The 14,670-nt window shown below is 65.6% G+C and carries 13 protein-coding genes; 8 read left to right on the top strand and 5 right to left on the bottom strand.

Translation table 11 applies throughout. The features are described from left to right. Nucleotides 1–112: 112 nt before the first annotated feature. The 5 genes from CCZ28_RS23475 to xylB all read left to right on the top strand — a co-directional run bounded on the left by CCZ28_RS23475 (nt 113) and on the right by xylB (nt 6,131). Entirely contained in the window at nt 113–1,048 is a 936-nt protein-coding gene (locus tag CCZ28_RS23475) for a carbohydrate ABC transporter permease (RefSeq protein WP_140221127.1), read from the top strand. 10 nt (nt 1,049–1,058) lie between these two features. Then, nucleotides 1,059–1,892 carry a carbohydrate ABC transporter permease gene (locus CCZ28_RS23470; RefSeq protein WP_140221126.1) on the top strand — a complete coding sequence of 278 codons (834 nt, stop codon included), beginning with the start codon at nt 1,059–1,061 and terminating at the stop codon, nt 1,890–1,892. Between the two features lie 15 nt (nt 1,893–1,907). Next, nucleotides 1,908–3,005, top strand: a complete 1,098-nt coding sequence (locus CCZ28_RS23465; protein ID WP_140221125.1) for an ABC transporter ATP-binding protein — start codon at nt 1,908–1,910, stop codon at nt 3,003–3,005. Between the two features lie 83 nt (nt 3,006–3,088). Continuing rightward, nucleotides 3,089–4,564: a mannitol dehydrogenase family protein gene (locus CCZ28_RS23460; RefSeq protein ID WP_140221124.1), complete on the top strand. Its 1,476-nt coding sequence runs from the start codon at nt 3,089–3,091 to the stop codon at nt 4,562–4,564. Nucleotides 4,565–4,634: 70 nt separating this feature from the next. Further along, nucleotides 4,635–6,131 (top strand): xylulokinase, encoded by a 1,497-nt coding sequence (gene xylB, locus CCZ28_RS23455; RefSeq protein WP_140221123.1) that lies wholly within the window; start codon nt 4,635–4,637, stop codon nt 6,129–6,131. A gap of 160 nt (nt 6,132–6,291) precedes the next feature. Here xylB and ybaK read toward each other — a convergent pair whose 3' ends face one another. Beyond that, nucleotides 6,292–6,762, bottom strand: coding sequence for a Cys-tRNA(Pro) deacylase (gene ybaK, locus CCZ28_RS23450; protein ID WP_140221122.1), 471 nt, complete (start codon nt 6,760–6,762; stop codon nt 6,292–6,294). Further along, nucleotides 6,759–7,814: a diguanylate cyclase gene (locus CCZ28_RS23445; RefSeq protein WP_140221121.1), complete on the bottom strand. Its 1,056-nt coding sequence runs from the start codon at nt 7,812–7,814 to the stop codon at nt 6,759–6,761. Before CCZ28_RS23445 ends, ybaK begins: the two co-directional genes overlap by 4 nt. A gap of 226 nt (nt 7,815–8,040) precedes the next feature. On the opposite strand from CCZ28_RS23445, the gene CCZ28_RS23440 reads away from it, so the two are divergent. Together CCZ28_RS23440 and CCZ28_RS23435 are read left to right on the top strand one after the other, a co-directional pair. Next, entirely contained in the window at nt 8,041–8,478 is a 438-nt protein-coding gene (locus tag CCZ28_RS23440; RefSeq protein ID WP_058760573.1) for an HPF/RaiA family ribosome-associated protein, read from the top strand. A gap of 82 nt (nt 8,479–8,560) precedes the next feature. Beyond that, nucleotides 8,561–9,619 carry an oxidoreductase gene (locus CCZ28_RS23435; RefSeq protein ID WP_140221120.1) on the top strand — a complete coding sequence of 353 codons (1,059 nt, stop codon included), beginning with the start codon at nt 8,561–8,563 and terminating at the stop codon, nt 9,617–9,619. On the opposite strand, the gene CCZ28_RS23430 is transcribed toward CCZ28_RS23435, so the two are convergent. Both CCZ28_RS23430 and rlmKL read right to left on the bottom strand, forming a co-directional pair. Continuing rightward, the gene (locus tag CCZ28_RS23430; protein ID WP_140221119.1) at nt 9,613–10,647 is read right to left on the bottom strand and encodes an acyltransferase family protein; all 1,035 of its coding nucleotides are present in this window, start codon (nt 10,645–10,647) and stop codon (nt 9,613–9,615) included. The genes CCZ28_RS23435 and CCZ28_RS23430 overlap by 7 nt on opposite strands. Before the next feature lie 165 nt (nt 10,648–10,812). After that, nucleotides 10,813–12,984, bottom strand: a complete 2,172-nt coding sequence (gene rlmKL, locus CCZ28_RS23425; protein ID WP_140221118.1) for a bifunctional 23S rRNA (guanine(2069)-N(7))-methyltransferase RlmK/23S rRNA (guanine(2445)-N(2))-methyltransferase RlmL — start codon at nt 12,982–12,984, stop codon at nt 10,813–10,815. A 317-nt stretch (nt 12,985–13,301) separates the two neighbouring features. Between rlmKL and rmf the strand changes: the two genes are divergently transcribed. Further along, complete coding sequence (gene rmf / locus CCZ28_RS23420) at nt 13,302–13,517, top strand: ribosome modulation factor (protein ID WP_074529880.1); 216 nt, start codon at nt 13,302–13,304, stop codon at nt 13,515–13,517. A 117-nt stretch (nt 13,518–13,634) separates the two neighbouring features. Here the strand turns inward: rmf and CCZ28_RS23415 are convergent, their stop codons facing one another. Beyond that, nucleotides 13,635–14,654, bottom strand: a complete 1,020-nt coding sequence (locus tag CCZ28_RS23415; protein WP_140221117.1) for a quinone-dependent dihydroorotate dehydrogenase — start codon at nt 14,652–14,654, stop codon at nt 13,635–13,637. Nucleotides 14,655–14,670: the final 16 nt, after the last annotated feature.

Below are 14,670 nucleotides of genomic sequence, written 5' to 3'. Positions count from 1 at the left end.
AGCGGGGTTCGCGCCATGCGGACCCCGGCCTAGCGGTTTAACCGCCCCTACATCGCTGACGTCGCGAGACGTCGGCGACCCGTCACGGCCCCCTGCCTTGCGGAGTATCGCCATGCAGACTTCCACCCTCAAGACGCCCGCCGTCGATACCACCGCCGCTCCCGTGCGCCGCACCCGCCGCCGTCGCGGCGGTCCGGGCTGGTTCCTGATCAGCCCCTCCGTCGCCCTACTGCTGGTGTGGATGCTGGTACCGCTGGGCATGACCATCTGGTTCTCGCTGATTCGCTACAACCTGCTCTACCCCGGCGAGCACGGCTTCGTCGGCCTGGAGAACTTCGAATACTTCGTCACCGATGCCGGCTTCTGGCCCGGCATGACCAACACCCTGCTGCTGGTGGGCAGCGTACTGGCGATCAGCGTGGTCTTCGGCGTGCTGATCTCGGCGCTGCTGGAGGCCAGCGAATTCTTCGGCCGCGGCATCGTCCGGGTGCTCTTGATCTCGCCCTTCTTCATCATGCCCACGGTCAGCGCGCTGATCTGGAAGAACCTGATCTTCCACCCGGTCTCCGGCATCCTCGCCGCGGTCTGGAAAGTGTTCGGCGCCACCCCGGTGGACTGGTTGGCTGCCCATCCATTGCTGTCGATCATCCTGATCGTCTCCTGGCAGTGGCTGCCCTTCGCCATCCTCATCCTGATGACCGCCATGCAGTCGCTGGACCAGGAGCAGAAGGAAGCCGCTCGCCTCGACGGCGCCGGCCCCCTGGCGATCTTCTGGCACCTGACCCTGCCACACCTGGCCCGGCCCATCGCCGTGGTAGTGATGATCGAAACCATCTTCCTGCTCTCGGTGTTCGCCGAGATCTACACCACCACCAGCGGCGGGCCGGGCTTCGCTTCCACCAACCTGGCGTACCTGATCTACAACCAGGCGTTGCTGCAATTCGATGTGGGCCTGGCCTCCGCCGGCGGCCTGATCGCCGTGCTCATCGCCAACATCGCCGCCATCATCCTGGTACGGATGCTCGGCAAGAACCTGACCCAACAGTGAGGACCCCGACATGCTGACGCTCAAGCAATCCCGGCGCCTGCAGAGCCTGCTGCTGGGCCTGCTCGCCTGGCTGGTGGCACTGCTGCTGTTCTTCCCGATCTTCTGGATGGTGCTGACCAGCTTCAAGACCGAGATCGACGCCTTCGCCACCCCGCCGCAGTTCTTCTTCATGCCCACGCTGGAGAATTACCTGACCATCCAGGCGCGCAGCGACTACTTCCACTTCGCCCTGAACTCGGTGGTGATCTCCTTTGGCGCCACCCTCTTCAGCCTTTTGCTGGCCTTGCCGGCGGCCTACTCCATGGCCTTCCACGAGACCCGCCACACCCAGCGCCTGCTGCTGTGGATGCTCTCCACCAAGATGCTGCCGGCGGTGGGCGTACTGGTGCCCATCTACCTGCTGGCCAAGCAGCTCGAGGTGCTGGACAGCAAGCTGCTGTTGATCGTCATCTACACCCTGATCAACCTGCCCATCGTGGTCTGGATGATCTACACCTACTTCAAGGACATCCCCAAGGACATCCTCGAGGCCGCGCGCCTGGATGGTGCCACCACCTTCCAGGAAATCGTCCGGGTGCTGCTGCCGATCAGCAAGGGCGGCATCGCCTCCACCGTGCTGCTGTCGCTGATCCTGTGCTGGAACGAGGCCTTCTGGTCGTTGAACCTGACCTCCTCCAACGCCGCCCCGCTCACCGCCCTGATCGCCTCCTACTCAAGCCCCCAGGGGTTGTTCTGGGCCAAGCTCTCGGCCGTCTCGACCCTGGCCTGCGCGCCCATCCTGATCTTCGGCTGGATCAGCCAGAAGCAGCTGGTGCGCGGTCTGTCCTTCGGCGCCGTCAAATAACAAGAGGATTCCCCTATGGCCAATCTGAAAATCCGCAGCCTGCGCAAAGGCTTCGATTCCATCGAGATCATCAAGGGCGTCGACCTGGACATCAACGACCGCGAATTCGTGGTCTTCGTCGGCCCCTCGGGCTGCGGCAAGTCCACCCTGCTGCGGCTCATCGCCGGCCTCGAAGAGGTCACCAGTGGCACCCTGGAGCTGGACGGCCGCGACATCACCGAGGTCTCGCCGGCCAAGCGCGACCTGGCCATGGTGTTCCAGACCTACGCCCTCTATCCGCACATGAGCGTGCGCAAGAATCTGTCCTTCGCCCTGGACCTGGCCAAGGTCGACAAGCAGGAGGTGGAGCGTAAGGTCAGCGATGCCGCACGCATCCTGGAATTGACGCCGCTGCTGGAACGCAAGCCGCGCCAGCTCTCCGGCGGCCAGCGCCAGCGGGTGGCCATCGGCCGCGCCATCGTGCGCCAACCGAAGATCTTCCTGTTCGACGAACCCCTGTCCAACCTGGACGCCGCCCTGCGGGTGCAGATGCGCCTGGAGCTGGCGCGGCTGCATCAGGAGCTGCAGGCGACCATGATCTACGTCACCCACGACCAGGTGGAAGCCATGACCCTGGCCACCAAGGTAGTGGTGCTCAACGGCGGCCGCATCGAGCAGGTCGGCTCGCCGCTGGAGCTCTATCACCATCCGGCCAACCTCTTCGTCGCCGGCTTTCTCGGCACGCCGAAGATGGCCTTCCTCAAGGGCAAGGTGGTGGCCACCGACGCCCAGGGCGTCGAGGTGGCGCTGGACGCCGGTCCGCGCCTGCGCCTGCCGCGCCGCGGCGATGGCCTGGCGGTCGGCAGCCCCGTGACCCTGGGTATCCGCCCGGAACACCTGCGCCTGGCCGCCGATGGCCAGCTACCGGTGATCACCGACGTGGCCGAGCGCCTGGGCAGCGACACCTATTGCCACATGGTCACCGAGGCCGAGGAAGCCCTGACCGTGCGGGTGCCCGGCGACTGCGCCGTGGCCTATGGCGAACGCCAGCGCCTGGCGCTGGATGTGGAGTTCTGCCACCTGTTCGATGAGCAGGGCCGCGCCGTGGCACCACTGCTGCGGCAGGCCGCCTGAACCCAGGCCACCCGCCCTTCATCTCTCTTTTTCGTCCCTGCCCGTCCTCGGCGGCAGGGACGCCGCCTTCCAGGATCGTCGTCATGAAACTCAATCGCCAGAATCTCGACCAGTTCCCCGACTACATCGCCAAGCCCAGCTACGCCGCCTGCGAGCTGCGCCAGGGCATCGTCCATATCGGCGTCGGCGGCTTCCACCGCGCGCACCAGGCCATCTACACCGAGGCCCTGCTCAACCAGGGCCGTGACCTGGACTGGAGCATCTGCGGCGTCGGCTTGCGCGCCGAAGACCGCGCCATGCGCGATGCCCTGGCTGGCCAGGACTATCTCTACACCCAGGTGGTGCTGGCCGACGAGCCGGACACCGAGGTGCGGGTGGTGGGCGCCATCAGCGGCATGCTGCTGGCCGAGGACGGCACCCAGACCCTGATCGACAAGCTGGCCCATCCCAGCACCCGCATCGTCTCCCTCACCATCACCGAGGGCGGTTACTGCATGGACGACAGCACCGGCGAGTTCAACTTCAAGCTGCCGCTGATCCAGCACGACCTCCAGCATCCCGGCGATCCACGCAGCGTCTTCGGCTTCCTGCTGGCGGCCCTGGCCAAGCGCCGTGCCGCGGGCACCGGCCCCTTCACCGTGATGTCTTGCGACAACCTTCCGCACAATGGCCAGGTCACCCGCAAGGCCCTGCTGGCCTATGCCGCCCTGGTGGACGAAGAACTGCATGGCTGGATCGCCGAGCAGGTCAGCTTCCCCAACGCCATGGTCGACCGCATCACCCCCATGACCAGCACGGCCCATCGCGCGGCGCTGCTGGCGGAACATGGCGTCGAGGATGCCTGGCCGGTGGTCTGCGAGCCCTTCCTGCAATGGGTGCTGGAAGACAAGTTCGTCGCCGGCCGCCCGGCCTGGGAGGAGGTCGGCGTGCAATTCACCGATGACGTCACCCCCTACGAGGAGATGAAGATCAAGCTGCTCAACGGCAGCCACCTAGCCCTCACCTACCTGGGCTTCCTCAAGGGCTATAGATTCGTCCACGAGACCATGGCCGATCCGCTGTTCGTGCGCTACATCCGCACCTACATGGACGAAGACGTCACGCCCCAGCTGGCGCCGGTGCCCGGCATCGACCTCGGCGACTACAAGGACACCCTGATCGAGCGCTTCTCCAACCGCGCCATCGCCGACCAGCTGGAGCGGGTCTGCTCCGACGGTTCGTCGAAGTTTCCCAAGTTCACCGTGCCGACCATCAACCGTCTGATCGAGGACGGCAAGGACCTGGATCGCGCTGCCTTGGTGGTGGCCGCCTGGGCGGTCTATCTGCGGGGCGTGGACGAGACCGGGGCGACCTATCGCATTCCCGATCCGCGCGCCAACTATTGCGAGGAACTGGTACAGGATCCCAAGCACCTGACCGAACGCCTGCTCGGCGCCGAGGAAATCTTCGGCAAGCACATCCCGAAATCCGCTGCCTTCGTTGCCGCCTTCGAAAGACAGCTGTACAACTTGCGTACCCATGGGGTCAGCGCCACCTTGCAGACCCTGCTCGGCGACTAGGCTGCGGCCGAAAACGGCCGGCATCAGCAACTTTTCCGCCAAGCCCAACAACAATAAGGAGCGGCCAGGCATGAGATTTCTCGGGATAGACTGCGGCACCCAGGGCACCAAGGTGGTGGTTCTGGATGCGCAGCGCGGTAGCGTACTCGGTGAGGGCAGTGCGCCCCACCGGCTGACCGAAGGCGCCAACGGCCGGCGCGAACAGGAGCCGGCGGACTGGATCGCCGCCCTGGTGAGCGCCACCCGTACCGCCCTAGCCCAGGCCGGCAGCGATGGCCAGGACATCCTCGGCATCGGCGTCTCCGGCCAGCAGCACGGCCTGGTACTGCTCGACGAGAGCGGCCAGGTACTGCGCCCGGCCAAGCTCTGGTGCGACACCGAATCCACGCCCGAGAACCAGCGTTTGCTGGACTATTTGGGTGGCATCGAGGGCTCCCTCGCCCGCCTGGGCCTGGCCATAGCGCCGGGCTATACCGTCTCCAAGCTGCTATGGACCAAGGAGCAACACCCCGAGGTGTTCGCCCGCATCGCCCACGTCCTGCTGCCCCACGACTATCTCAACTTCTGGCTGACCGGCCGCGCCGTGGCGGAATACGGCGATGCCTCGGGCACCGGCTATTTCGACGTGCGCAACCGCCGCTACGATCTGGAGCTGCTGCGCCATATCGACCCCAGCGGGCGCCTGGAGCGCGCCCTGCCCGAGTTGATCGAGGCCGACCAGCCGGTCGGTCGCCTGCGCCCGGAGATCGCCGCCCAGCTGGGTATCAACCCCCAGGCGCTGGTCTCCAGCGGTGGTGGCGACAACATGATGGGCGCCCTGGGCACCGGCAACAGCCGCGCCGGCCAGATCACCCTGAGCCTGGGTACCTCGGGCACTCTCTATGGCTATTCCGCCGAACCGCGCATCAGCGAGCACCCCGCCGTGGCCGGCTTCTGCTCGTCCACTGGCGGTTGGCTGCCGCTGATCTGCACCATGAACCTGACCAACGCCAGCGGCCAGATCCGCGAGTTGCTCGGCCTGGACCTGGCGGAATTCACCCGCCTGGTGGCGGAGTCGCCGGTCGGCGCCGAAGGGGTGCTGATGCTGCCCTTCCTCAATGGTGAGCGGGTACCGGCGCTGCCCACCGCCACCGCCAGCCTGCATGGCCTGACCGCCACCAACCTGACCCGCGCCAATCTGTGCCGGGCGGTGGTCGAGGGGGTGAGCTTCGCCCTGAGATACGGCTTCGACCTGCTGCGCGAGCTGGGCATGCCGGGCGATACCTTGAGGCTGATCGGCGGTGGGGCCAAGAGTCCGGTCTGGCGCCAACTGATCGCCGATCTGATGAACACCCCGGTGGTCTGCCCGGTGCACGGCGAAGCCGCGGCCCTGGGCGGCGCCCTGCAGGCGGCCTGGTGTTGGAGCCGGGAGCAGGATCGCCCGGAATCCCTGGACAGCCTCACCGAACGCTGCGTGCACCTGGACCCGGCCAGCCGTGCCGAGCCGGATCCTGCGCGGGTCGCCGAGTACGAGGCGGCCTACCAGCGCTATCGGCAGCAACTGCGTGATAGCTACGGGATCGCCTAGCGGATAGAGGGGGTGGAAAACGCCATGCGGTTTTCCACCCTACTAAAATTCGGCAACCAACCCGTCATAGGGTGGACAACGGCGCAGCCTTGTCCACCATCAGCCTGATCGCGCGTGGAAAACGCTACGCGGTTTTCCACCCTACCCGATAGACAGGCGCTCAGGCCTTGCCGATCGGTACGAAGGGCGCATCCAGCAAACGGGCGAGGTCCGCCGGTGCCAGGGCGACTTCCAGCCCCCGGCGCCCGGCACTGACATGAATGCTCGGCAACGCCGCCGCGGAGTCGTCGATGAAGGTGCGCAGCCGCTTCTTCTGCCCCAGCGGGCTGATGCCGCCCACCAAGTAGCCGGTGCTGCGCTGAGCCTGGTCGGGCTTGGCCATCTCCAGCTTCTTCACCCCGGCGGCCTGCGCCAAGGCCTTGAGATCCAGGGTGCCGGCGACCGGCACGATGGCTACCAGCAACTCCTGCTTCTCGCTCGCCGCCAGCAGCGTCTTGAAGACCGTTGCCGGGGCCAAGCCAAGCTTTTCCGCCGCCTCCAGGCCATAGGAGGCCGCCTTGGGATCGTGGTGGTAGCTCAGCACCTCATGGGGCACCTTGGTCTTCTTGAGTAAGTCTATCGCGGGGGTCATGCCAGCACTCCTTGGGGATCGGCCACCTCCGCCCGACCGCGACCCTGCGCCTTCGCCCGGTACAGGGCGAAGTCGGCCGCCTGCAGCCAATGGGCAACGTCATCGTAGGCGCTGTCGAACCCGGCGATGCCACAGCTGAGCCCTACGCGGACACTGCTAGGCCCACCCGATTGCATGGCCTGCAGGCGCTCCTGCAGGCGACGCACCAGCTCGAGCGCCTGTGCGGGGGAGGTATCGGGCAACAGGATACCGAACTCATCCCCCCCGAAACGACCCGCGAGATCACTGGTGCGGATGGTGCGCGCCAGCAGTGCGGAGAACTGGCGCAGCATCTCATCGCCGGCCTGATGCCCGAAGCGGTCGTTGACCTGCTTGAAGTTGTCCAGGTCGATCATCACCAGGCTAGCGCTGGCGCCACTGCGCTTGCAGCGGGCGAATTCGCGCTGCAACAGCAGATCCCAGTGCGTGCGGTTGTGCAGCCCCGTCATGCCGTCCTGCTTATTGAGCAGTTCCAGTTCCTTCTTGCGCCGGGAGAGCTGTTGCGCCAGGCGATAGCTGACCAGCCCGAGGGCCGCGGGATAGAGGACGATCATCGGTAGGCAGGCGTAGACCTGCCAGCCAGAGGTCTGCGGCGCGAAGCCGTGGCGCAACAGCACCACACCGATCAGGATCCCGGCGGCCTGGGCCAGCAACCCACGGCGCCACAGCCGCATGCCACCGGCCCCCAGGGTATTCATGCTGGTCATGGCCAGCAACACCACGCTCGGCAATACATTGAACGCCATGCTGGCGGTCCAGAAGCCGGCGGACACGCAGTCCAGCAACAGATTGCGCAGCTCCGCCCGATAGGAATTCTTGGCGCGTACCGCCCACCAATAAGCCACCGGCGACCACAGCAGAGCGTTGGCCAGCAGCAATAGCCACAGCAGGGCGGACACCTGCTGGGTGATCTGGACCGAGGAGATACAACCGAAACTCAGGAGCAGACCAACGGCACGGGGAAGCCAGAGCCGTCGGGCGAAACTGCGGCCACGCGCCTGGATATCTGGCATTGACGATCCCCACTGCGACGGATGATTCAGGTCGCGCACCATTATCAGGGGATAAGAGCAAAACGCCAGCGATCCGCGACCTGCACGCCGTAATTCAGTCTAGTACGACGTCATCAGACACTGCCAGATAGAAACATCGGGTGACACGCCCAGCAGACGAACAGCCTTGAACCTCGGTGTGACTGGCCTCATCCAATTAGCAGGCCCGTCAAAAAGAGGAAGCCGCATGCAAGTTCAAGTCAACAGTGATCACAACATCGATAGCAGCGCCGGTTTGCAGAATTGGGTGGCATCCGTGGTGGAGGACCGCCTGGACCGCTTCGACGAACTCCTGACCCGGGTCGAAGTACATTTGAACGACGAGAACGCCGGCAAGTCGGGCGCCCAGGACAAGCGCTGCCAGATGGAAGCGCGCATCAAGGGCCATCAACCCCTGTCGGTGACCCACAAGGCCGAATCCCTCGACTTGGCGGTGGACGGCGCGGCCGACAAGCTGCTGCGGGCCATCAGCAACCTGTCCGGCAAGCTGGAGAAAAAGCGTCTGTCCGGTGGTGAACTCAACGACCCCATCGCCCTGGAAGACTCCGAGGAATTCAAGGATTCCTTGCGCCAGGATGAATTCCTCGAACGGGAACAACTGGCCCACGACCATCAGTTGAAGTGATGCTGGACTAAGTTTAGGTTTTGCCCCGAGGCCGCTCATGGAGCGGCCTCGGTGTTTTCACTGCCGGCAAAAGGATGCCTCCATGCCCTCGCCTCTTCGTGTCGCCCTGATCGGCTATGGCTTCGTCGGCCAGACCTTCCATGGACCGCTGCTGCGTTCGATTCCCGGACTCGCCCTGGAACTGGTCGCCTCGCGCGATGCCGCGCGCGTCCACGCCGACCTGCCCGCTGTACGCGTCACCCCGGATTACCTGGCGGCCGTCCATGATCCGGCCATCGACCTGGTGGTCATCGCCTCGCCCAACCAGACCCACGCGCCGCTCGCCAGTGCCGCCCTGGCCGCCGGCAAGCACGTCGTGGTCGACAAACCCTTCACCGTCACCCTCGCCGAAGCCCGCCAATTGGCGCAGGAAGCCAAGCGTGCCGGTCGGCTCTTGTCGGTGTTCCAGAATCGCCGCTGGGACAGCGACTTCCTCGCTCTGCAAGAGGTCATGGCCAGCGGCGCCTTGGGCGAATTGACCAGCCTGGAATCGCGTATCGAGCGCTTTCGGCCCCAGGTAAGGGATCGCTGGCGCGAGGCGGACCTACCCGGCAGCGGCCTCTGGTTCGACCTCGGCCCCCATCTGCTGGATCAGGCGCTCTGCCTGTTCGGCCTGCCACAGCGGCTACAGGCCAGCCTGGTCCGCCAGCGCCCGGGGGCGCACACTGACGACTGGTTCCAGGTACAGCTGGACTACGGCGCTCGCCAGGTGACCTTGAAAGCCGGCATGCTGGCCGCGGGTGGCGTACCACGCTTCCTGGCCCAGGGTACGGCGGGTAGCTGGATCAAGCAGGGCGCGGATCGCCAGGAGGATGCGCTCAAGGCCGGCGTCATTCCGGGCGGACCCGACTGGGGGGTGGATCCGGAGCCCGGCTGGCTCCTCACCGGCGACGGCGAGCGCCAGGCCCTGCCGAGCCCGGCGGGCGATCATCGGCGCTACTACCTGGCCTTGGTCGAGGCGCTCGCCGGGCGTGCCGCCAATCCGGTCTCGCCTGACCAGGCCTGCGCGCTCATGGCGCTGCTGGAAGCGGCGCAACGCGCCTCGCGCGAAGGCTGCGCCATCGTTCCCGAGCTGACGGCTGCCGAGCGTAACGCCTACTGACCGGCCGCCCAGGGCGCACGCCGGTCGGCCAGGTGTTCGCCGAGCCGGCGTAGCGTGCGCGACAGGCGCCGTTCGACCCACTCGTAGCTGGCCCAGGCCAGCAGCAGGATGACCGGCAGGCAGACCGCCAGGGTTTGGTAGGGCGTGAAGCCCCACTGCTGGTGCAGCCAGTAATCGCCGAGCCAGAGCACGATGACGTGCACCAGGTAGACCGAGTAGGACCAGTCCCCCAAGGCCTTGCACAGACGGGAGCCGGCGAACCAGGGTTCGAGAATCACGCAGGCGCCAACCAGTACCGCGCTGGGTACGCCCCAGGTCAGCAGGCGGTAAGGATGATCCGCTGGGAAGGCCATCAGGCAGGCCACGGCCGCCAGGGCAGCCAGCAGCGCCAGGGGCTTGGCTCCTTGCAGCGCACCGCGCCGATACAGCGCCGCCAGACCGACCCCGAGCAGGAACTCGAAGATGATCGGATTGCGGTAGAAGCTGCTGACGAAGGACTCGCGCGCCAGCACCAGGCTGACCAGGATCACCAGCAGGCTGACCACCCCGATCCGCCAGCGCTCGGCCACACCGAAGGACAGCGCGAAGAGCAGATAGAACAGCATCTCGAAATTCAGCGTCCAGCCCACCGGCAGGATCGGATAATGGCCGAAGCCGCCGGGATTTTCGCTGGGAATGAAGAACAGCGAGAGCAGCAATTCCCGGGCAGCCACGCCGTAGATCGGCATCACGTCGCTGGCCCGGTAGAGGATCAGCGCCGTCACCGCGGTGTACAGCCAATAGGCCGGCACGATACGGGCGATGCGCTGCCAGAGGAAGGTGCTGCGCTTGAGTGGCCGGCCCGCGGTGGACAGGTGGATCACGAAACCGCTGAGCACGAAGAAGATGTCGACCCCGACTTGCCCCCGCGTGGATAGCAGATGCCCGCCGAGGCTATCGGCGTGGAAATCGAAGAACACCTGCATGAAGTGATGGAAGACCACCAGCCAGGCGGCCAGGGCCCTGAGTGCCTGCAATGAAACCAGCATTGAAAAACGCGTCCCTCCTCGCCCCGCTAGGTAACGGCCAAGCGCCGAGCCGTCATTGTGGACGGCGTGGCCAGGCCAGAAACCCATGGGGGACGACTGGATTGCGCCGGGTCACACCCTGCGCAATCCGATGCCGGACTCGTTCAGCGCCAGTTCAGCCCGGCATCACTGCAGACTGAAGCGCCAGGCACGGTGGATCTTGGGATTACGGGCGAAGTCGGGATCCAGGGTGCTGGCAGTGATCTCTTCGACGCGGTAGCGCTGGGTCAGGCCTTCGTCGAGTTCGAACTTGCGGAAGTTGTTGGAGAAGTAAAGCACGCCGTTGCGGCTCAAATGAGCCATGGCCGAATCGATGAGACCGACGTGGTCACGCTGGACATCGAATACTCCTTCCAGGCGCTTGGAGTTTGAGAAGGTCGGCGGATCGACGAAGATCAGATCGTATTCGCCACGATCGTTCTCCAGCCAGTGCAGCACGTCGCCCTGTTCCAGGCGATGGCGCTCGGAGAAACCGTTGAGTGCCAGGTTGCGCCGCGCCCAGTCCAGATAGGTCCGCGAGAGATCGACGCTGGTGGTGCTGCGCGCCCCACCCACCGCGGCCTGTACCGTGGCCGCGCCGGTGTAGCAGAACAGATTGAGGAATCTCTTGCCCTGGGCTTCCTGGCGCAGCCGCAGGCGCAGGGGGCGGTGGTCCAGGAACAGGCCGGTGTCGAGGTAGTCGGTCAGGTTGACCAGCAGCTTGGCGCCCGCCTCGTCCACCTGCAGGAATTCGCCCTGGGCGGCCTGGCGTTCGTATTGCTTGGTGCCGCTCTGCCGTTCGCGCCGCTTGACCACCACCAGGGACGGATCGACGCCGAGCGCCTGGGGAATGACCGCCAGGGCATCGAGCAACCGGGCCTGGGCCTTTTCCGGATCGATGGAGCGCGGCGCCGCGTACTCCTGCACGTGCACCCGGTCGCCGTAGAGATCCACAGCCACGGCATATTCGGGCATGTCGGCGTCATAGAGGCGATAGCACTGCACGCCCTGGGCGCGTGCCCATTTGCCCAGTTGCTTGAGATTCTTCTGCAGGCGATTGGCGAACATCTGTCCGCCTTCGCTGAGCTTGGCCGGTTCCGTGGCCTGGGGAGTGGCCGGGCGCTCGCCGCTGCGACTGCCGGTGACGAACTGGCGGGGCTCGATCTCGAACATCAGCAGCTTGCAGGGCAAGGCACCGTTCCAGAAGGCGTATTGCTTGTGGCTGCGAATGCCCATGCGCTTGCCCAGCTCGGGGGCACCGGTGAACACCCCCGCACGCCAGCCCAGGCAGGCCTGGCGCAGGCGCTCACCGAGATTCTGGTAGAGATAGAGCAAGCTGGCTTCATCGCCCAGGCGCTCGCCATAGGGCGGGTTGCAGATCACCAGGCCGGTCTGGCCCTTGTCCGGGCGCGGCTCGAAGCTGGCCACCTCGCCCTGATAGACCTTGATCCACTCGGACAGCCCCGCCCGCTCGATATTGTTGCGCGCCGGCTGGATCAGCCGCGGATCGGCCTCGTAGCCGCGGATCCAGGCCGGGGTCTTGGCCAGACCTGCCGCGGCGCGGTCTTCGGCCTCCTGGTGCAATTGCTGCCAGAGCGCGGGCACATGACCCAGCCAGCCGGAGAACCCCCAGCGCTCGCGGCGCAGATTGGGGGCGATGTCCGCCGCCATCAGGCCCGCCTCGACCAGGAAGGTACCCACCCCGCACATGGGGTCGGCAAGGGCGCCACCCGCGGCTGCCAGCGCCGGCCAGCCCGCGCGGATCAGCACCGCGGCGGCGAGGTTTTCCTTGAGGGGCGCGGCGCCCTGCTGTAGGCGATAGCCGCGCTGGTGCAGGCTCTGGCCGGAGAGATCCAGCGACAGGATCGCCTGGCCGCGCTCCAGGTGCAGGTGCACGCGCAGGTCAGGGGCGACCTTGTCCACCGTCGGCCGTTGGCCGGTACGCTCGCGCAGGCGGTCGACGATGGCATCCTTGACCTTGAGCGCACCGAAATGGGTGTTATCGATGCCCGCGCCCTGGCCGCTGAAGCCCACTGCCAGGGTGCCGCTGGGTGCCAGGTGCTCTTCCCACTCCACGCCGTGTACGCCCAGGTAGAGTGCCTGGGGGTCTTCCACCGGGAAGCGCGCCAGTACCAGCAGTACCCGGTTGGCCAGTCGCGACCAGAGGCACAGGCGATAGGCATCCGCCAGACTCGCCTCGCCGCGCACCGCCGCGGTCTGGCTGCGCGCCTCCTGCAAGCCGAGGCCCTGGGCCTCTTCCAGCAGCAGGGTCTCGAGGCCCTTGGGACAGGTGAGGATGAGTTGTTGCATCGCGGACATCGTTGAATCCATAGGTTGCACGAAGGAACTTTCCTGCCTTTGGTCGGATCACCCGGCAGAATATCCGCTTCGGAGAAAGTTTGACTGCGTCTCAACAAGCCGCAGTGGCGGTATCTCGGCGGCGATATATCGCCTTTTCATTTCGATTAGGTTACGGCTTATAGCTAAATGGTCGTTCCCAGTCAGCGGCCCATTGGTTAGTAATTGACCACCCGCACCGCGAAGGTGAGGGGCGGATGTCAGAACGCCGGCTCTGGCATCCAGGCCTGCAACGGGCCATGGACAATCTGCAAGTCAACCTACGAGGGCACTACCCTATGAGAAGACTCAAGCGTGATCCAATGGAACGAGCTTTCCAACGTGGTTATCAGCACGGCATTGTGGGCAAATCCCGGGATCTCTGTCCCTTCACTCAGGACGCCGTCCGGCAGGCCTGGCTCAGTGGCTGGCGCGAGGGCCGTAGCGATCAATGGGACGGCTACGTGGGCACCGCCGGTCTTCAACGCATGAATCAACTGCAAGCCGCAGGCTAATTCGATTTCACTAGCGGAAGCCCGAGGCTTCCACCGTGTTCTGGCTATTCCAGTTAGATCCTGCTCCGGGATCTGGGATCATCACCCTCGGGGGCTCGCGAAGAGCCCCCTACCCCTTCAGGGCCGCGCTGCAGCTATGGCGTCCACCGCCTCGCGTATCAACGCCGGCCCGCGGTAGATGAAGCCACTGTAGATCTGTACCAGGCTGGCACCTGCGGCAATCTTCTCGGCGGCATCCTCGCCCGACAGGATTCCGCCGGCGGCGATGATCGGCAAGCGTCCACCCAACTCGCCCGCCAACACCCGGACCACATGGGTACTCTTCTCCCGCACCGGCGCACCGGACAACCCACCCGCCTCGGCCGCATAGGGCAGGTTTTCCACCCCCTCACGGCCCAGGGTGGTGTTGGTGGCGATGATGGCGTCCATCCCGGCGTCGCGGATCGCCTGGGCGCTCAGCACGATTTCTTCATCGGTCATGTCGGGTGCGATCTTGATCGCGATGGGTACCCGCCGGCCGTGGCGCACCGCCAGGTCTTCCTGGCGCTGGCGTAGCGACTCCAGCAGGCTCTTGAGCGCATCGCCGAATTGCAGGCTGCGCAGCCCCGGGGTATTGGGCGAACTCACGTTCACCGTGATGTAGCTGGCATGGGCATAGACCCTGTCCAGGCCGATCAGGTAGTCGTCCACCGCCCGTTCGACCGGGGTATCGGCGTTCTTGCCGATGTTGATGCCCAGCACGCCCTTGAAACGCGCAGCCCGTACTCGCTCGATCAGCGCATCCACACCCGCATTATTGAAACCCATGCGGTTGATGATGGCTTCGGCCTGCTCGAGGCGGAACAGGCGCGGCTTGGGATTGCCCGGCTGGGGCCGGGGCGTCACGGTACCTATCTCGACGAAGCCGAAGCCCAGGCCGGCGAAGCCGTCGATGGCGGTACCGTTCTTGTCGAGGCCGGCCGCCAGCCCTACCGGATTGGGAAACTCCAACCCCATCACCTGAACGGGAAGCCGTCCCGGCTGCCGTCCGAGCCCGGTCAGGCCCAGGCGCCCAGCGGCACCGATCAGGTCCAGAGCGAGTTCGTGAGAACCCTCCGGGGACAACTTGAAAAGCAAAGGACGGAGCGCGTCGTACATGGCGGACTCACAGCGA

It is taken from the genome of Pseudomonas oryzihabitans (assembly GCF_006384975.1).
Classification (GTDB): domain Bacteria; phylum Pseudomonadota; class Gammaproteobacteria; order Pseudomonadales; family Pseudomonadaceae; genus Chryseomonas; species Chryseomonas psychrotolerans_B.
The sequence above is the reverse complement of the archived record's forward strand: the minus strand, read 5'-3'. Positions and strand labels throughout refer to the sequence as shown.

Bases quoted from the DNA above. Each gene is read 5' to 3' on its own strand.
- CCZ28_RS23475 (WP_140221127.1), top strand. From the start codon at position 113: ATGCAGACTTCCACCCTCAAGACGCCCGCCGTCGATACCACCGCCGCT.
- CCZ28_RS23470 (WP_140221126.1), top strand. From the start codon at position 1,059: ATGCTGACGCTCAAGCAATCCCGGCGCCTGCAGAGCCTGCTGCTGGGC.
- CCZ28_RS23465 (WP_140221125.1), top strand. From the start codon at position 1,908: ATGGCCAATCTGAAAATCCGCAGCCTGCGCAAAGGCTTCGATTCCATC.
- CCZ28_RS23460 (WP_140221124.1), top strand. From the start codon at position 3,089: ATGAAACTCAATCGCCAGAATCTCGACCAGTTCCCCGACTACATCGCC.
- xylB (WP_140221123.1), top strand. From the start codon at position 4,635: ATGAGATTTCTCGGGATAGACTGCGGCACCCAGGGCACCAAGGTGGTG.
- ybaK (WP_140221122.1), bottom strand. From the start codon at position 6,762: ATGACCCCCGCGATAGACTTACTCAAGAAGACCAAGGTGCCCCATGAG.
- CCZ28_RS23445 (WP_140221121.1), bottom strand. From the start codon at position 7,814: ATGCCAGATATCCAGGCGCGTGGCCGCAGTTTCGCCCGACGGCTCTGG.
- CCZ28_RS23440 (WP_058760573.1), top strand. From the start codon at position 8,041: ATGCAAGTTCAAGTCAACAGTGATCACAACATCGATAGCAGCGCCGGT.
- CCZ28_RS23435 (WP_140221120.1), top strand. From the start codon at position 8,561: ATGCCCTCGCCTCTTCGTGTCGCCCTGATCGGCTATGGCTTCGTCGGC.
- CCZ28_RS23430 (WP_140221119.1), bottom strand. From the start codon at position 10,647: ATGCTGGTTTCATTGCAGGCACTCAGGGCCCTGGCCGCCTGGCTGGTG.
- rlmKL (WP_140221118.1), bottom strand. From the start codon at position 12,984: ATGTCCGCGATGCAACAACTCATCCTCACCTGTCCCAAGGGCCTCGAG.
- rmf (WP_074529880.1), top strand. From the start codon at position 13,302: ATGAGAAGACTCAAGCGTGATCCAATGGAACGAGCTTTCCAACGTGGT.
- CCZ28_RS23415 (WP_140221117.1), bottom strand. From the start codon at position 14,654: ATGTACGACGCGCTCCGTCCTTTGCTTTTCAAGTTGTCCCCGGAGGGT.